Origin of the sequence: Niveispirillum sp., from assembly GCF_017996735.1 — a bacterium.
Classification (GTDB): Bacteria; Pseudomonadota; Alphaproteobacteria; order Azospirillales; family Azospirillaceae; genus Niveispirillum.
This window is the reverse complement of record NZ_JAGOGJ010000082.1, coordinates 15,062-31,014: the sequence shown is the minus strand read 5'-3', so window position 1 is coordinate 31,014 and position 15,953 is coordinate 15,062. Positions and strand designations below refer to the sequence as shown.

Annotated in this window: 13 protein-coding genes; 8 read left to right on the top strand and 5 right to left on the bottom strand. The window is 64.2% G+C overall.

The genetic code is table 11. The annotated features are described in order from the left end of the window. Positions 1–1,473 (top strand): tryptophan halogenase family protein (locus KBA48_RS21895; protein ID WP_292910356.1); only part of this gene is annotated, 1,473 nt, incomplete at its 5' end. Between the two features lie 15 nt (positions 1,474–1,488). On the opposite strand, the gene KBA48_RS21890 is transcribed toward KBA48_RS21895, so the two are convergent. Further along, positions 1,489–2,529, bottom strand: a complete 1,041-nt coding sequence (locus tag KBA48_RS21890; protein WP_292910354.1) for a LacI family DNA-binding transcriptional regulator — start codon at positions 2,527–2,529, stop codon at positions 1,489–1,491. Positions 2,530–2,733: 204 nt separating this feature from the next. Between KBA48_RS21890 and KBA48_RS21885 the strand changes: the two genes are divergently transcribed. Continuing rightward, positions 2,734–4,386 carry a protoglobin domain-containing protein gene (locus KBA48_RS21885; RefSeq protein ID WP_292910352.1) on the top strand — a complete coding sequence of 551 codons (1,653 nt, stop codon included), beginning with the start codon at positions 2,734–2,736 and terminating at the stop codon, positions 4,384–4,386. Here KBA48_RS21885 and KBA48_RS21880 read toward each other — a convergent pair. Then, positions 4,371–4,850, bottom strand: coding sequence for an Lrp/AsnC family transcriptional regulator (locus KBA48_RS21880; RefSeq protein ID WP_367273862.1), 480 nt, complete (start codon positions 4,848–4,850; stop codon positions 4,371–4,373). The two genes, KBA48_RS21885 and KBA48_RS21880, sit on opposite strands and share 16 nt — an antisense overlap. A 115-nt stretch (positions 4,851–4,965) precedes the next feature. Between KBA48_RS21880 and KBA48_RS21875 the strand changes: the two genes are divergently transcribed. Further along, positions 4,966–5,208 (top strand): DUF6356 family protein, encoded by a 243-nt coding sequence (locus tag KBA48_RS21875; RefSeq protein ID WP_292910350.1) that lies wholly within the window; start codon positions 4,966–4,968, stop codon positions 5,206–5,208. Continuing rightward, positions 5,205–6,239, top strand: a complete 1,035-nt coding sequence (locus tag KBA48_RS21870) for a putative sulfate exporter family transporter (protein ID WP_292910348.1) — start codon at positions 5,205–5,207, stop codon at positions 6,237–6,239. The genes KBA48_RS21875 and KBA48_RS21870 overlap by 4 nt, the downstream gene beginning before the upstream one ends. Before the next feature lie 69 nt (positions 6,240–6,308). On the opposite strand, the gene KBA48_RS21865 is transcribed toward KBA48_RS21870, so the two are convergent. Both KBA48_RS21865 and KBA48_RS21860 read right to left on the bottom strand, forming a co-directional pair. Next, the gene (locus tag KBA48_RS21865) at positions 6,309–7,250 is read right to left on the bottom strand and encodes an alpha/beta hydrolase (RefSeq protein ID WP_292910346.1); all 942 of its coding nucleotides are present in this window, start codon (positions 7,248–7,250) and stop codon (positions 6,309–6,311) included. Positions 7,251–7,261: 11 nt separating this feature from the next. Then, on the bottom strand, positions 7,262–9,415 hold the full coding sequence (locus KBA48_RS21860; RefSeq protein WP_292910345.1) for a TonB-dependent receptor: 2,154 nt from the start codon (positions 9,413–9,415) through the stop codon (positions 7,262–7,264). A 239-nt stretch (positions 9,416–9,654) separates the two neighbouring features. Between KBA48_RS21860 and KBA48_RS21855 the strand changes: the two genes are divergently transcribed. The 4 genes from KBA48_RS21855 to kduD all read left to right on the top strand — a co-directional run bounded on the left by KBA48_RS21855 (position 9,655) and on the right by kduD (position 14,703). Beyond that, a complete protein-coding gene (locus KBA48_RS21855; RefSeq protein WP_292910344.1) occupies positions 9,655–11,277 on the top strand; it encodes an ABC-F family ATP-binding cassette domain-containing protein in 1,623 nt (540 codons plus the stop codon). A gap of 179 nt (positions 11,278–11,456) precedes the next feature. Then, the gene (gene uxaC / locus KBA48_RS21850; RefSeq protein ID WP_292910343.1) at positions 11,457–12,872 is read left to right on the top strand and encodes a glucuronate isomerase; all 1,416 of its coding nucleotides are present in this window, start codon (positions 11,457–11,459) and stop codon (positions 12,870–12,872) included. 66 nt (positions 12,873–12,938) lie between these two features. Further along, a complete protein-coding gene (gene kduI / locus KBA48_RS21845; protein WP_292910342.1) occupies positions 12,939–13,784 on the top strand; it encodes a 5-dehydro-4-deoxy-D-glucuronate isomerase in 846 nt (281 codons plus the stop codon). Between the two features lie 160 nt (positions 13,785–13,944). Next, on the top strand, positions 13,945–14,703 hold the full coding sequence (gene kduD, locus KBA48_RS21840) for a 2-dehydro-3-deoxy-D-gluconate 5-dehydrogenase KduD (protein WP_292910341.1): 759 nt from the start codon (positions 13,945–13,947) through the stop codon (positions 14,701–14,703). Positions 14,704–15,053: 350 nt separating this feature from the next. Here kduD and KBA48_RS21835 read toward each other — a convergent pair whose 3' ends face one another. Further along, positions 15,054–15,713, bottom strand: a complete 660-nt coding sequence (locus KBA48_RS21835) for an HAD-IA family hydrolase (protein ID WP_292910340.1) — start codon at positions 15,711–15,713, stop codon at positions 15,054–15,056. Positions 15,714–15,953 lie beyond the last annotated feature (240 nt).

Here is a 15,953-nt window from a genome sequence, read left to right as displayed (position 1 = left end):
GCCGGCTGGATCACCGCCGCCATGCTGTCCTTCATGACCAAGGGGACGGGCACAGCAGTTGAACTGGTGGAATCCGACGAGATCGGCACCATCGGCGTGGGTGAGAGCACCATCCCGCCCTTCGTCGTGCTGCTGCGCAGCCTGGGTATCGACGAACAGGATTTCATCAAGTCGACCAATGCCAGCTTCAAGCTGGCCATCCGGTTTGAGGACTGGTTCAAGAAGAACCAGCACTATTACCATCCGTTCGGCAGCCTGGGCGGGCTGATCGACAATCACGAATTCTATCAATGCTGGCTGCGGGCCAAGGCGTCGGGCCATGCGTCGGAACTGCAGGATTTCGCGGCCGCCACGGTCATGGCCGACCAGATGAAGTTCATGCTGCCCTTCAAGGCGCAGCGTACCCTGATCGCGTCGGCGTCCTACGCGCTGCATGTCGATGCCAAGCGGGTGGCGCAATATCTGCGCCGCTATGCCGAGGAACGGGGCGTGACGCGAACGGAGGGACGCATCACCCGCGTGCGTACCCGCCCCGACGGGGCCATTGCCGGCCTGGATCTGGCCAACGGCAAAAGCGTCGACGGTGATTTCTTCATTGATTGCACGGGTTTTCGCGCCCTGTTGATCGGCCAGACGCTGGGCGTTGGCTATGTCTCCTGGGCGGATGAACTGTTGTGCGACCGGGCCGTCGCGGTGCAGACGGAAAATACCGACGACGATGCCGACGTCCACCCCTATACCCTGTCACAGGCGCAGGATTGCGGCTGGCGCTGGCGTATCCCGCTGCAGCACCGGGCCGGCAACGGTTATGTCTATTCCAGCCGTTTCCTGTCCGACGACGAGGCAGTGGCGACGTTGATGCGTCAGGTGAAGGGCCGCCCCCTGATCGAGCCCAACATCATCCCCTTCAAGACCGGCATGCGGGCCAAGATGTGGGAGAAGAACTGCGTGGCGCTGGGCCTGGCCGCCGGCTTCATCGAACCGCTGGAATCGACCGCCATCCATCTGGTCTATCGCGCTGTCGATTACCTGTTCCGCTTCTTCCCCGATGCCGATTGCGACCCGTCATTGCAGACGGAGTTCAACCGGCGTGTGGCGGCGGAATATGAGGAGGTGCGGGATTTCATCGTGCTGCATTACTGCACGACCCAGCGCGACGACACACCCTTCTGGCGCGCGGCCCAGCGCACGCCCATCCCGGCGTCGCTGCGCGCCCGCATGGATCTGTTCAAGTCAACGGGCATCCTGCGCCAGGGGCTGGAGGAATTGTTCGGCGCCGCCTCATGGCAATCGGTCTATGAAGGCATGGGCGTGCGGCCGGCGCGTTATCAGCCGTTTGTGGACAAGCTGCCCATGAGCGTGATCACCGAAACCCTGGACCGGTCTGCGCCGCTGCTGAAGGCGCAGGTTTCCGGGCTGCCCAGCCATGCCCAGTTCCTGCGCGACCATTGCCGCGCGGAACGGGATTTCTGATCCGAACCGGCCGGTTCACCGCCGCGCGGGTGGGGCGGTGGACCGGCGGATGACGACATGATGCGGCAGCACGCGATGGGCAACCGGCGGCGTTTCCCCCGGTTGCTTCTTGCGGGTCAGGATGTTGACCAGAATCTCCGCCGCGGCGTCCGCCATGTCGTGGATGGGCTGTTTGACCGTGGTCAGCGGTGGCCAGACCATTTCGGCCAGTTCGATATCGTCGAAACCCACGACAGACAGGTCGCCCGGCAGCGACAGGCCGCGATCATGGGCGACCGACAGCACGGCGGCGGCCATTTCATCGTTCGATGCCACGACGGCCGTCGGCGGTTCCGGCAAGGAAAGCAGGCGTCGGGCGCAGGGCAGGGCGGAACGATAGGTGAAACCGCCCTGTTCCACGATTTCCGGATCGGGCTCCAGCCCGTATTCCCGAAGCGCGTCGCAATAACCGGAATAGCGCAGCCGGGTGCCGGCATGATGTTCCGGGCCCTTAATGAAGCCGATGCGCCGGTGGCCAAAGGCCAGAAGATGCATGGTCAGGTCGTTGCTGGCCGCGCGTTCATCGATGCGGACGGATGACCCGCCCTCGCGTTCATGCTGCGGCGTGACGCGGACATAGGGGATGCCGGCGCGTTCGATGACGCCGATCACCGTATCATTATCCGTCACAGGTGCCGTCAGGACCACGGCATCCAGGTTCAACTGGTTGACCAGCTTGCTGACCCGGTCCTCCACATCATCGCCGCGATAATCGATCTCTTCGATCAGCAGGTGGTATCCCTGGTCGCGGAAACGGGTCAGCAGGCCCATCTGGATCTGCCCCGTATAGGGGCCGCCAGGATCACCATAGACATGGGCGATCAGATAGGATTTGTCGCCCTTCAGGCTTTGCGCCGATTTGTTGGGCTGGAACTGCAAATCCGCCATGACCTTGAGAACACGTTCACGCGTTTCCGCGCTGACATAGCGTTCATTATTCATGACGCGGGAAACGGTCTTGATCGACGCACCGGCGGCACGTGCCACATCAATGATCGTCGGCTTGCGATCTGCCACGATGGAACACCCGTTCGTGAAGGCGGCCAGGGGTCAACGGACCCGGTTCTCAAATTTCACGGAATTCAACCAGTTTGCAAGCGTCGGATAATGATGACAGGTCTGTCCCTTTCCATCACGGATTGAGATGCGTCAATGCCATGATCGCCGATGGCCCTATGGTGCGCGACAACCCTGCCCCCTGCCGCCGCCGGAGTTCGCGCCATGCCCAAGGACTGCGCCCCTGATACCGCCTTTGTTGACGAACGCCTGGATTTTTTTCGGCTGGACGCGTCGGCGCGGGCGGCGTTGCGGGACGCACGACAGGTATTGATGCCGTCACTGCCGGGGGTGGCGGCCGGCTTCTACCGACGGTTGGCCGATGTTGACAGACTGGCCCCCATGATCGCGACCGAGGGTCGGGTGGAGCGTCTGACCAATGCCCAGGTGGCGCATTGGGGTGACCTGTTTGCGGGCCGGTTCGATGAAGATTTTTTTGCCCGCGCCAAGCGGGTGGGGCAGGCCCATGACCGGATCGGGTTGGAACCACGCTGGTATATCGGCGCCTATGCGCATTTCCTGGATGATATCGTCGCGCTGCTGTTGGACTGCCGCTGGAACAAGGAACGCACGCGGGCGGCCATGACCGCGGTGCTGCGGGCGACGCTGCTGGACATGGAACTGGCCATTTCCGCCTATGCGCAAAGCGGGGAGGCGACGCGGCTGAAACTTGAATTGCTGCAACTGACCGACCGGATCGAAACCGATATCGATCAGACCGTGTCCGACGTGGCGGCCCAGGCCGTGCGCATGGTGGACAGCGCCGACCGGCTGGGTGGCATTGCCAGCGAACTGCATGACGCCGCCGCCGCCATGGCTGAGGCCGCATCCCACGCCCTGTCCGATGTGCAGGCCGTGGCCACCGCGACCGAACAACTGGAAGCCGCCAGCCACGCCATCGCCGACCAGGTGGCGCAGAGCGCCAGCGTCACCGATACGGTGGCGCGGCAGGCCAGCGATGCCGCCCGCATCGTGTCCGGCCTGTCACAGGCGACGGGCCGCATCAGCGATGTCGTGCGCCTAGTCCAGACCATTGCCGCGCAGACCAAGCTGCTGGCCCTGAACGCCAATATCGAGGCGGCGCGTGCCGGCGACGCGGGCCGTGGCTTCGCCGTGGTGGCGGGGGAGGTGAAAAGCCTGGCCCGCCAGACGGAGGAGGCGATCGGGACCGTGAATGTTCAGGCCGGCGATATCCGCCAGGCTACCGATGCCACGGGCCGGTCGGTCGATGGCATGGTCCGCGACATCCGTCATGTCGACCATATCTCCGCTCAGGTCCGGGACGCGACTGAACAGCAGCGGCAGGCCACGGCCGAAATTTCCAGCAGCGCCCTGTCCGCCGCCGATCAGGCGCGGCAGCTTGCCGATCAGGCCGGCGGCATGCTGGACCATGCCCGCATGACGGGCGAGACGGCGGCGGAAGTGCGGGAAATGGCGGCAGGCGTCAACGACATGCTGTCGGGTCTGCGCCGCCGCGTGAAGGAGGTGCTGCGCCAGTCCACCGCCGGCGACCGCCGCCGGTCGGTGCGTCTGCCAATGTCGGTTGGTTTCCATGCCGAATTCGGCCAGGGCCAAGTGACCGGTCGCACCATGGACCTGTCGGTCGAAGGCTGCCTGCTGCATGGGGTGGAAACCGGCATCTTCACGCCCGGCAGCAGCGGCAAGCTGCATCTGGAAGGGATCGGCGCCGTCCGCGCCTCCATCCGTGGGGTCAGTGGGGCGGGCGTGCATGTCGGGTTCGACGAGGTGCCGCATCCGGTGCAGCAGACCATCCGCCAGATGATGCATCAGCGATCGGATGCTCACTCGCGGATATAATCCAGCGGCAGCTCCGTCGTGTATTTCAGGCATTCCATGGAGAAACCGGCCGACACGTCCGACAGTTCCGCCACCTTGATCAGCCGTTTGTACAGCGCGTCATAGCCCGCGATGCTGTCCACCATGAATTTCACCAGATAGTCGATATCGCCCGACATGCGGTGAAGTTCGGTCACCTCCGGCATACGGCAGACACCATCGGCAAACTTGCGCAGCCATTCCTCTGAATGGGAGGCGGTGCGGATCAGAATGAAGCCGGTAAGGCCCAGGTTCAGCTTGGCGGGGTCCAGCAAAGCCACCCGTTTGCGGATGATGCCGTCTTCCTCCAGCCGCTTGATGCGGCGCCAGCAAGGTGTTTGCGACACCCCGGCCCGTTCCGCTATCTCCGCGACGGAGCCGGCGGCATCCTCCTGCAATGTGGCCAGAATCTTGCGGTCGATCTGATCCAAAATCTTCTCCATCATGGCATGATCTTGGAACAAAATCGCACATAACCCCAGGCCGTGTCACAAAGTTTAGACAAAAATCGCGGTGATGCGATGGTAGGATTTCTCTGTATCAGGCGCAGGGAGAGAAACCATGCTGAACCGACTGTTCACCGAACATCCGGCCTCTGTCGGGGAAAGCTATCTGGCCCATATGGGGCAGGCCTTTTCCTTCGGCTTCACTATGCTGTTCGCGGCGCTGGCCTGCATCCTTCACGGCATCTTTCCCTTCCTGTTCGTGAAGACGGGAAGCAATGCGATACGCCGCCTGCATGAACGCATGGTCACCCATCGTGACCGCCGCACCATGATGGCGTCCAGGACGCTGGCCCGATGACCTTCGCCCCGTGGACCAGCCAGCCGACGCGCCATCCGCTGGTCCGGCGGGGACGCGACGTGCTGCCGGGATTGCTGCTGGCCGCCATCGTGGCGCTGGCAGCGGCCCATATGGCGGCGTGGCAGGGCGGGCCGGTCATGCTGTATGCCCTGGTCTTTGGCATGGGCCTGAATTTCCTGGCCGCCGATGCGCGCTGCGTGCCGGGCATTACCATGGCCACCAAGCCGATCCTGCGTTTGGGCGTGGCCCTGCTGGGGGCCAAGGTCACCCTGGGCGATATGCTGGGCCTGGGTTGGGGGGCTGTGGCCCTGGCCGTTTCCGGGTTGCTGGTCACCCTGACGGGTGGGTATGCCATTGGCCGCCTGTTGAAGCTGCCGCCGGCACATGCGTTGTTGTCGGCGGGATCGGTCGCCATCTGCGGCGCCTCCGCCGCCCTGGCCATTTCCGCCGCCCTGCCGGCCAAACAGCAGGCGGAGAAGCCGACCCTGCTGGTGGTGGTCGGCGTTACGGCCCTGTCGACGGTTGCCATGCTGGCCTATCCGCTGCTGGCCCGGCTGCTGGGATTGACGGAGGCGCAGGCTGGTCTGTTCTTTGGCGCCAGCATCCATGATGTGGCGCAGGTGGTGGGGGCCGGATACCTGATTTCCGACCATGCGGCAGAGGTGGCGGCCATTGTGAAGCTGATGCGGGTGGCCTGTCTGGTGCCGGTGGTCATGGCCGTGGCCTGGATCTTCCGCGACCGGGCGGCAGACGGGGCCCGGAAAGCCAGCCTGCCGGTCATCCCGCTTTTCCTGCTGGGCTTCATGGCCCTGATGGCGGTCAACAGTGCGGGCCTGCTGCCGGCGCCGGTGCTGGCGGGCCTGGGTGAGGTGTCGAGGGGATGCCTGGTCCTGGCCGTGGCGGCGCTGGGCATGAAAACCAGTCTGCGCGACATGGCGGTCCTGGGGCCGCGTCCGGTCGCGGCCCTGGTGGGGCAGACGGCGCTGCTGGCCGTTTTTGCCCTGGGCTTCATCGCCCTTTCCGGCATGTAAAAGTACCCTCCCGTCCGCAGACGGGAGGGAAAGGACCACCAGACACAAAGCCCGGCGGTGGGAGATCACCTACACCATCCTTTGCATCCGGTCCGCAACCTCGCGGATCGCCTGCCGCCCCACATCCAGGGCGCCGCAGAAGGACATGAAACCGTGAAAGGTGCCGGGATATGTCAGGTGTTCAGCCTGACCACCGGCATCACGCAGCCGGGCGGCATAAAGGGCCGCTTCGTCATGCAACGGGTCATACCCGCCCGTGACCAGCAGGGCCGGCGGCAAGCCCCGCAGGTCGGGTGCCAGCAGGGGGGACACGGCCGGCAGGAACGCCAGCGACGGGTCCGACAGGTAATTGCCCTTGGCCCAGGCGATACCCTCACGTGACAGGAAATAGTCGCCATTGCCGTTGGTTTGCCGCGAGACCAGCCGAGCGTCACCATCGGCCAGGGTCAGAACAGGATAGAACAGCACCTGCCCCTTAGGGCGCTGTTCAGCGGGTGATAGAAGCTGGCACACGGATGCGGCGAGAGTGGCGCCGGCGCTGTCCCCACCGATCAGCAGCCGGGCGGGATTACCGCCATGCAAGCCGATCTGCGACAGGGCCCAGCGTGTGCTGTTCAGCGCATCGTCCAGCGGCGCCGGGAACGGGTTTTCCGGCGCCAGCCGGTAACCGACGCTGGCCAGGATAAAACCGCTGTCGGCCGCCAGGTGCGACAGCGGCGCGTCATAGCAGGGCAGGCCGCCCATGGACCAGCCGCCACCATGGAAAAACAACAGTACCGGGGCCGGTCCCGTCACCGCGCGGGGACGGTAGAGCCGCAGGGGCAGGGGATGGTCGGCCAGGGGCACCGTCTCCATCCGGATCGACACGGTGTCGGGTACCGGCCCGCCAAGCTGTGCGAACAGCGTGTCATAGTCGCGGCGGGCGGTGGCCATATCGACATCGTCGATGGCGGTGCCGCCTGCTTTTCGAAAACTTTCCAGCAAGGCCAGCGATTGCGGGTCCAGCGTCACAGCAACCCCCGTCAGTAGCGGTATTTCAGGCCCAGCGACCAGGTGCGCGGGGCACCGTAATAGGCGAGTTGGTAGCCCAGACTGTCCGACAGGTCGAAACCGTGGCTGATATAGCCCTTGTCGGTGATGTTGCGGATGCCGGCGGTGGCGGTCCATTGCTCATCCGCCGTCTGGAACGCCACCTGGGCATTCAGCAGGGCGTAGCCGGACTGGGCCAGCACTTCGCTGCTGCTGACCGTGGGATAGGTCTTGGACCGGTAGGAGAGATCGCCATCGACGATCACCCGACCGGCGTCGCCGATCTCCCGCTGCCAGTTGGCGCCGAAGCGGAAGCTCCATTCCGGGGAATTGACGGGGGTGCGCAGGTGGGAAATGTCGGTGCCGCCCGGCCCCTTATATTCATCATACTGCGCATCCAGCCAGGCGGCGGTCGCTGACAGGGTCAGGTCTTGCGTGGCCCGCGCCGTCAGTTCCAGTTCCAGCCCCTTGGTAGTGGCCGCACCGGCATTGGTGAACAGGGCCGCAAAGCCGCCCGTGCTGTCGGCCACGAAGGAGGAAAGCTGCAAATCCTTATAGTCATTGTAGAAGCCGGCCAGATTGAGGGTCATGCGCCGGTCCAGCAGGCTGGATTTCAGGCCCACCTCGTAAGACCACATGGTTTCCGGATCATAGGCGACGGCCTGGGCCGGGTTGTTGGAGCGGCCGTCGAAACCGCCACTCTTGAACCCGCGCGCCGCACTGGCATAGGCCATGACATCTTCGCTGACCTTGTAATCCAGGCCCAGCTTGGGCGATAGCGACGACCAGTTGTCGCCCGTCTTTACATCCGTGATGCGCAGGCCGGTGCCCAGCGCCGGGGGGATGGGGGATGTCGCCGCGAAGAATTCCTGGATACGGTCGAAATCCTTCTTCTCATACGTGTAGCGAAGGCCGGCGGTCAGCGACAGGGCGTCGGTGACGTGATAGCTGCCCTGGCCATAGGCGGCGTAGGAGCGGTTGGTCTGATCATTCAGGGAGTTGGTGACCAAGCTGATGACAGGGCCGGCAAGGCCGCTTTCCGTCTTGTCATGTTCACGGAAATAATAGAGGCCGAAGACGCCGTCGAGACGGTCCGTCCGCACATTGGCCTGGAATTCCTGGCTGAACTGCTTCTGCGCCTCATCCACGAAGACGCCGAAAATGGCGGCACCCGTGGCATCCAGGTCCAGATGCGTGTCGTAATCCATGGTCCGGTAGGCGGTGATGGATTTCAGGCTGAGGGTATCACTGGCATCCCAGCCGATATGGGCGGCCACGCCACGCACGGACAGCTTGTTCAGCCCGTTGAAATCGGCATCGACCTTGAACGGGTCGGCATTGATCGGGGTGCCGAAGACGGCGGTGGCGCGGGCCGGGGTGCGCGACGTGTCGGGCCGGTCGTCGGACCCGTCGGCGGACAGGCTGATGGTCAACCGGTCACTGGGCGTGGCTTTCAAGCCCAGGCGCCAGGCGAAAGTGTCCTGATCGCCATCATCCTTGCCATCCACGGAATTCTTCGCATAGCCATCGCGGGACAGGTAGGCGACAGCGGCACTACCAGCCAGTTTTTCCGGGATCAGGGGACCCCGGATGGAGGCCTTCACATCGCGGCGGTCATAATCGCCGAGCGTGGCCTCGATGCTGGCGGCGGTGCGGTCGTCGGGCTGTTTGGACACAAATTTGACGGCGCCACCAATGGTATTGCGGCCATAAAGCGTGCCCTGGGGACCGCGCAGCACCTCCACCCGCTCCGTATCGAACACATCCAGGAAGGCGCCCTGGGCGCGGCCCAGATAGACGTCGTCCAGATAGATGCCGACACCGGGATCGGCGAAGGCCAGGCTGTCGATCTGCCCCACGCCGCGGATATAGACAACGGCGTTCGAGGCGTCGCCTTCATGCAGGGTCAGGTTGGGCACGGCGGCCTGCAGGTCGCCCAGGTCGGAGGCACCCAGCCGGTCCAGCGCATCCGCCGACAGGGCCGTGACGGCAACGGGCGCATCCTGCAGCCGCTCCGTCTGGCGGCGCGCCGTCACCACGATCTCTTCCAGCGCCAGTGTATCGTCCTGGGCCAGGGCGGGCAGGGCGGCGATGCCGGTCAGAAGCCCGGCGGTGAACGCCGCGGGCAGAACGCTTGTCTTGGCCATGTTTCCATTCCCTGTCATCACGCGGCGATCAGGTGTCGCCGTTGATGACAGCATGGCAAGCCGGCCGGGCAGGGTATAGCGAAGAGACAGCGGACAAGATTGCCGCAGATTTTGCGTATATCGGGGGGCGCTGGGCTGAACTGCGCAACAGGGCGGTGTCGGGGCTGATCAGGGCGCTGGCGCGTCCCGCATCTTGTGGCATAAGGGGGCCCATCTGCGCCCCTGGAACCCGGCTACCCATGATCCGCCTCGAAAATATCAGCAAACACAATGGTCATCGCATTCTGTTCCTGGAATCCTCCGCGGCGTTGAACCGGGGGGAGAAGGTCGGGCTGGTCGGTCCCAACGGGGCCGGCAAGACCACCCTGTTCCGGATGATCACGGGCGAGGAACAGCCCGATACGGGCCAGGTGTCGGTGGAGAAGCAGGTTTCCATCGGTTATTTCAGCCAGGATGTCGGCGAAATGTCCGGCCGCAGCGCGGTTCAGGAGGTGATGGACGGTGCCGGCCCGGTCAGTGAGGTGGCCAAGGAACTGGCGAGCCTGGAAGAAGCCATGGCCGATCCCGACCAGGCCGACCGGATGGACGCCATCATCGAGCGCTATGGCGAGGTGCAGGCGCGCTTTGATGAGCTGGGCGGCTATGAGTTGGAGGGGCGGGCGCGCGAAGTGCTGGCCGGTCTCAGCTTCAGCCAGGAGATGATGGACAATAATGTCGGCGCGCTGTCTGGCGGCTGGAAGATGCGTGTGGCGCTGGGCCGTATCCTGCTGATGAAGCCCGACGCCATGCTGCTGGACGAACCCAGCAACCATCTGGACATTGAAAGCCTGATCTGGCTGGAAGGGTTCCTGAAGGGCTATGACGGCGCCCTGCTGATGACCTCGCACGACCGGGAATTCATGAACCGGATCGTCAACAAGATCATCGAGATCGATGGCGGATCGCTGACCAGCTATTCCGGCGATTACGGTTTTTATGAACAGCAGCGAGCGCTGAACGAGCGGCAGCAGCAGGCACAGTTTGAACGCCAGCAGGCCATGCTGGCCAAGGAGATCAAGTTCATCGAGCGGTTCAAGGCCCGCGCCTCGCACGCCAGTCAGGTGCAGAGCCGGGTCAAGAAACTGGACAAGATTGACCGGGTCGAGCCGCCCAAACGCCGCCAGACGGTGATGTTCGAGTTCCCCCCGGCCCCCCGCTCGGGCGAGGATGTGGCGGTCCTGCGCAATGTGCACAAGGGCTATGGCAGCCGGACCATCTATCAGGGCTTCGATTTCACCATCCGCCGCAAGGAACGCTGGTGCGTGATGGGCGTCAATGGTGCCGGCAAGTCGACGCTACTGAAGCTGATCGCGGGCGTGGACCAGCCCGACACCGGGACCGTCAATGTCGGCGCCAGCGTGAAGATGGGCTATTTCTCGCAGCACGCGATGGAGCTGCTGGACGGGGAGCAGACGGTGTTCGAAGCGCTGGAAAGTGCCTTCCCGCAGGCGGGCCAGGGGTCGTTGCGCGCGCTGGCCGGCTGTTTCGGCTTCTCCGGCGACGACGTGGAAAAGCGCTGCCGGGTGCTGTCCGGTGGGGAGAAAGCGCGGCTGGTCATGGCGATCATGCTGTACAACCCGCCGAACTTCCTGGTGCTGGACGAGCCGACAAACCATCTCGACCTCGACACCAAGCAGATGCTGATCACGGCGCTGGCCGCCTATGAGGGGACCATGCTGTTCGTGTCGCACGACCGGCACTTCCTGGCGGCGCTGTCCAACCGGGTGCTGGAACTGACGCCGGACGGCATCCACCAATATGGCGGCGGCTATACGGAATATGTGGCGCATACCGGGCAGGAGGCGCCTGGCCTGCATAGCTGAGCCGGCGCAAGCAGAACGGCCGTCGCCCGTCGGCCCCGCCCATTTGGACATTGGTTTGCGGTAAGGGCCTGAAAAAATCCTTTGCCCGGTGCAACAATCCTGTTGTCTTCCGCCATGACACCGGTTACCTAATGGAAGCGTCGCCATCCCGGTTGTTCCGCGTCCGCAAGGTGTTATCGATGTCCAAGCCCCTGGCCCTGCACGAAGACCGTTTGTTCCCCGCTGAACCCGGCACCCGCGCCATCGCGCGGCGCCTGTATCAATTGGTCAAGGGCCTGCCGATCATCAGCCCGCATGGGCATACGGACCCGTCCTGGTTTGCCGACAATCAGAATTTCGGCAACCCAACGCAGCTTCTGCTGTCGCCGGACCATTATGTCTATCGCATGCTGTACAGCCAGGGCATCGCCATGGAGGATGTGGGCGTGGGCGACCGGTCGGGCCCGTCCAAGGCCGATCCGCGTGCCGCGTGGCACCTGTTCGCGTCGAATTTCCACTTGTTCCGCGCCACGCCAAGCTGGCTGTGGATGAACTATGTGTTCACCAATGTCTTCGGCATTGATGTCGCCTTGTCGGCTGACACCGCTGACCATTACTATGACACGATCGATGCGGCGCTGAAGACCGATGCCTTCCGCCCGCGCGCCCTGTTCGAACGGTTCAACATCGAACTGATCGCGACGACTGAGGGGCCGACCGACACGTTGGACCACCATCACAAGGTGCTTGCCAGCGGATGGAAGGGGGGGCGGGTGATCTCCGCCTATCGCCCCGACGCGGTGATCGACCCCGAACATGAACAGTTCCCCACCGCCATGCGCGCCTTTGCGGAAGTGACGGGGGAGGATGTCTATAGCTGGAAGGGCTATCTGAACGCCCACCGCAAGCGCCGCCAGGACTTCATGGCGGTTGGCACGACCAGCAGCGACCATGGCCATATCACGGCCAATACCGAGAACCTGTCGCCCGCCGATGCGGAAAAGCTGTTCCAGAAGGTGCTGAAGGGCGATGTCACCCCGGCCGAGGCGGAGGCCTTCCGAGGCCAGATGCTGACCGAAATGGCCGGCATGAGCATCGAGGATGGTCTGGTCATGCAGATCCATCCCGGCGCCTTCCGCAACCATAATGGCCAGGTGTTCGAGCGGTTTGGCCGCGACAAGGGCGCGGACGTGCCGTCGCGCACCGAGTATATCCGCGCGCTGAAGCCGCTGCTGGACCGCTATGGCAATGACAAGCGCCTGTCGATCATCCTGTTCACCCTGGACGAAACGACCTATGCCCGCGAACTGGCCCCGCTGGCCGGGCATTACCCGACATTGAAGCTGGGTCCCGCCTGGTGGTTCCATGACAGCCCGGAAGGCATGATGCGTTTCCGCGAGCAGGTGACGGAGACGGCCGGCTTCTACAACACTGTCGGGTTCAACGACGATACCCGTGCCTTCCTGTCCATTCCCGCCCGCCATGACGTGGCTCGCCGCGTGGACAGCGCCTTCCTGGCCCGCATGGTGGCGGAACACCGGCTGGACGAGGATGAGGCGGCGGGGGTCATTGTCGACTTGTCCTACAACCTGCCCAAGAAGGCCTACAAACTGTGATCGGCGCATCCGGCATGGCCAGGAACGGCCGTCGGGCCTGATACCAAAAAATCCGGGAGTAACAATATGTTCGCCAAGACCTATCACGCCACCCACCCCGTCATGATGCAGGGGGCCAGCAATGACGATCTGCGTGATCGCTATCTGATGAGCGGCCTGTTCGTGGCCGATCAGGTGGTGTTGAACTATAGCCATAATGAGCGTTTTGTCGTCGGCGGCGCCACGCCGGTGGCGGGGTCCGTTGTCCTGCCGCACCAGACCGAGCCGGCATCGGCCGCCGGTCACCCGTTCCTGGAGCGCCGTGAACTGGGCATCGTCAATATCGGCGGTGCTGGTTCGGTGACGGTGGACGGCACGGTCTATGAACTGGGCAACAAGGACGGCCTCTATGTCGGCATGGGCGCGAAGGATGTCAGCTTCGCGTCCGCCGATGCCGCCAGCCCGGCCCGGTTCTATCTGGTGTCCACGCCGGCCCATGCCAGCTTCCCCAACAAGAAGATCGGCATCCAGGACGCGGTGGCGCTGGAGCGTGGCGCCCTGGAAACCAGCAATGAGCGCACGATCTATCAGTATATCGTGCCGGCCACCTGCCAGTCGGCGCAGTTGCTGCTGGGCCTGACCATGCTGAAGCCGGGTTCGGTATGGAACACCATGCCGCCGCACCTGCATGACCGCCGGTCGGAAGTGTATCTCTATTGCGATCTGGCCGGTGACAACCGCGTTTTCCATTTCATGGGCGAGCCGGAAGCCGCCCGCCACATCGTGGTGGCCGATGGCGAGGCCGTGATGTCCCCGCCCTGGTCCATCCATATGGGCAGCGGTACGGCCAATTATTCCTTCATCTGGGCCATGGGCGGCGAGAACCTCGATTACACCGACATGAAGGTGATCGATATCTGCCAGTTGCGTTGAGGTACGGATTGCATCTCCCCTGCCTTCCCGTTGAGACGCGGGAACCAAAGGGGGGGATGATCACCATCGTTTGGTGCCTGTGACCCCTGGACCCCCGCTTCTCAACGGGGTGTCCCCCCGGGGCGGCCGCATTTCTTACCCGATAGGGGAGCATCCCATCATGAGCAATCCCTTCGACCTTTCCGGCAAGGTGGCGTTGGTAACCGGTGCCAATACCGGGATCGGCCAGGGCATCGCGGTGGCGCTGGCCCAGGCGGGGGCCAGCATCGTGGCCGTGGGCCGGTCCACGCCCACCGACACGCAGGGTGCCGTCGAAGCCACGGGCGGGAAGTTCGCGTTTGTTTCCGCCGATCTGGGCACCGGTGCGCCGGTGGCGGAGATTGTGGAAAAGGCGACCGCCGCCTTTGGCCGCATCGATATCCTGGTCAATAATGCCGGCACCATCCGCCGTGCCGACGCGCTGGAATTTTCCGAGACCGACTGGGACGATGTCCTGGACGTCAATCTGAAGACGCCGTTCTTCCTGGCTCAGGCGGTCGCGAAGAGGTTCATCGCGCAAGGGTCGGGCGGCAAGATCATCAATATTGCCAGCATGCTGTCCTTCCAGGGCGGCATCCGGGTCGTCTCCTATACCGCGTCCAAGAGCGGCATTGCCGGCGTGACCAAGCTGCTGGCCAATGAATGGGCGGCCAAGGGCATCAATGTGAATGCCATCGCCCCCGGTTATTTCGCCACCAACAATACCGAAGCTTTGCGCGCCGACGAGAACCGCAACCGCGACATCCTGGCCCGCATCCCGGCCGCGCGCTGGGGCTCTCCGTCGGACCTGGGTGGCGCCGCCGTCTTCCTGGCCTCTGCCGCTGCCGATTATGTCCATGGCATCACCCTGCCCGTGGATGGCGGCTGGCTGGCCCGGTAAAGCTTAACTCCCAGCAGCGTCCCATCGCTGCAACTCAGGCGCCCCCGCCCACTCCATGGGCGGGGGTTCTTTTTTGGGAGGCGGTTTTTCCCTCACCCTCCCACCGCTTCGCGGCGGGCCCCTCCCTCTCCCACGTTCGTGGGCGAGGGGCGGAGTTTGGATGGTGGGCTTGTTTCGCCCCTCACCCTCCCACCGCTTCGCGGCGGGCCCCTCCCTCTCCCACGTTCGTGGGCGAGGGGCGGAGTTTGGATGGTGGGCTTGTTTTGCCCCTCGCCCCTGTTGCGGGAGAGGGAGGGGCCCGAACGCGTCAGCGTTTGGGAGGGTGAGGGCTGAGTGGCCGGTTGATCGGCTCAAGCCCGCACGGTGACGCTGCCGTCGGTGGCGACAGTGACCGACAGGCCCGTATAATCCGTCACGCTCGTATGGATCGTGGCCGCGGGGTGCGTGTGGGTGGCGGTGATCACCAGCACGGCCGCACCGGATGCCTCCCCCGCCGCGATGCCGGCGGGGCTGTCTTCCAGCACCAGACAATTCCCGATCCCCACACCCAGCCTTTCGGCGGCCAGCAGGAACCCGTCGGGTGCCGGCTTCGACCGGGTCACGTCCTCCGCCGCGATCAGCAGGCGGGGCAGGGGAATGCCCGCTGCCGCCAACCGCGCCTGCGCCAGCCGGCGCGGGGCCGAGGTGACGATGGCCCAGCGCGCGGGCGGCAGGGCCGCGATGAAGGCTCCGGCTCCGGCGATGGGGTCAATACCGTCTACATCCTCGATCTCCGCGTCGGTGATGGCGGCAGCCTCGGCCACGGGGTCGACGCCGGGCAGGCCGAGGCGCCGGATGGTTTCCACCGACTGGATACCATGAATGGTGGGCAGGAACGCCGCCACGTCCAGCCCATGCCGCTCCGCCCAGGCGGCCCAGATGCGTTCGGCCGACTTGATCGAACTGAGCACCGTGCCGTCCATGTCGAACAGCAGTGCCTCAATGCGCCGGTCGGGGAAAAGCGGGGACATGCATCCACTCCGTCTGGGTAAGAGGTGACCCCAAGCTAACCCATTGGCGACGCTGCGACGGACGGTTTCCCCGCATCCGTCACCTGCTTTGGCGGCGGGGCTGGATGGATGGTGAGCCGCAAGAACGATCTTGTTGGTTGCTGACATGTATACTACCATACCAGTCAATTCCGGGTGGCTTGCGGCGGCGATTGTTACCGCTCCCATAAAGACATCCCGGCATGGTCCATGCGACCGATG

Excerpts from the sequence above, each read along its gene's own strand:
- KBA48_RS21870 (WP_292910348.1), top strand. The coding sequence starts at position 5,205 with ATGACCTTCGCCCCGTGGACCAGCCAGCCGACGCGCCATCCGCTGGTC.
- KBA48_RS21875 (WP_292910350.1), top strand. The coding sequence starts at position 4,966 with ATGCTGAACCGACTGTTCACCGAACATCCGGCCTCTGTCGGGGAAAGC.
- KBA48_RS21855 (WP_292910344.1), top strand. The coding sequence starts at position 9,655 with ATGATCCGCCTCGAAAATATCAGCAAACACAATGGTCATCGCATTCTG.
- uxaC (WP_292910343.1), top strand. The coding sequence starts at position 11,457 with ATGTCCAAGCCCCTGGCCCTGCACGAAGACCGTTTGTTCCCCGCTGAA.
- KBA48_RS21885 (WP_292910352.1), top strand. The coding sequence starts at position 2,734 with ATGCCCAAGGACTGCGCCCCTGATACCGCCTTTGTTGACGAACGCCTG.
- KBA48_RS21860 (WP_292910345.1), bottom strand. The coding sequence starts at position 9,415 with ATGGCCAAGACAAGCGTTCTGCCCGCGGCGTTCACCGCCGGGCTTCTG.
- kduI (WP_292910342.1), top strand. The coding sequence starts at position 12,939 with ATGTTCGCCAAGACCTATCACGCCACCCACCCCGTCATGATGCAGGGG.
- KBA48_RS21835 (WP_292910340.1), bottom strand. The coding sequence starts at position 15,713 with ATGTCCCCGCTTTTCCCCGACCGGCGCATTGAGGCACTGCTGTTCGAC.
- kduD (WP_292910341.1), top strand. The coding sequence starts at position 13,945 with ATGAGCAATCCCTTCGACCTTTCCGGCAAGGTGGCGTTGGTAACCGGT.
- KBA48_RS21880 (WP_367273862.1), bottom strand. The coding sequence starts at position 4,850 with ATGATGGAGAAGATTTTGGATCAGATCGACCGCAAGATTCTGGCCACA.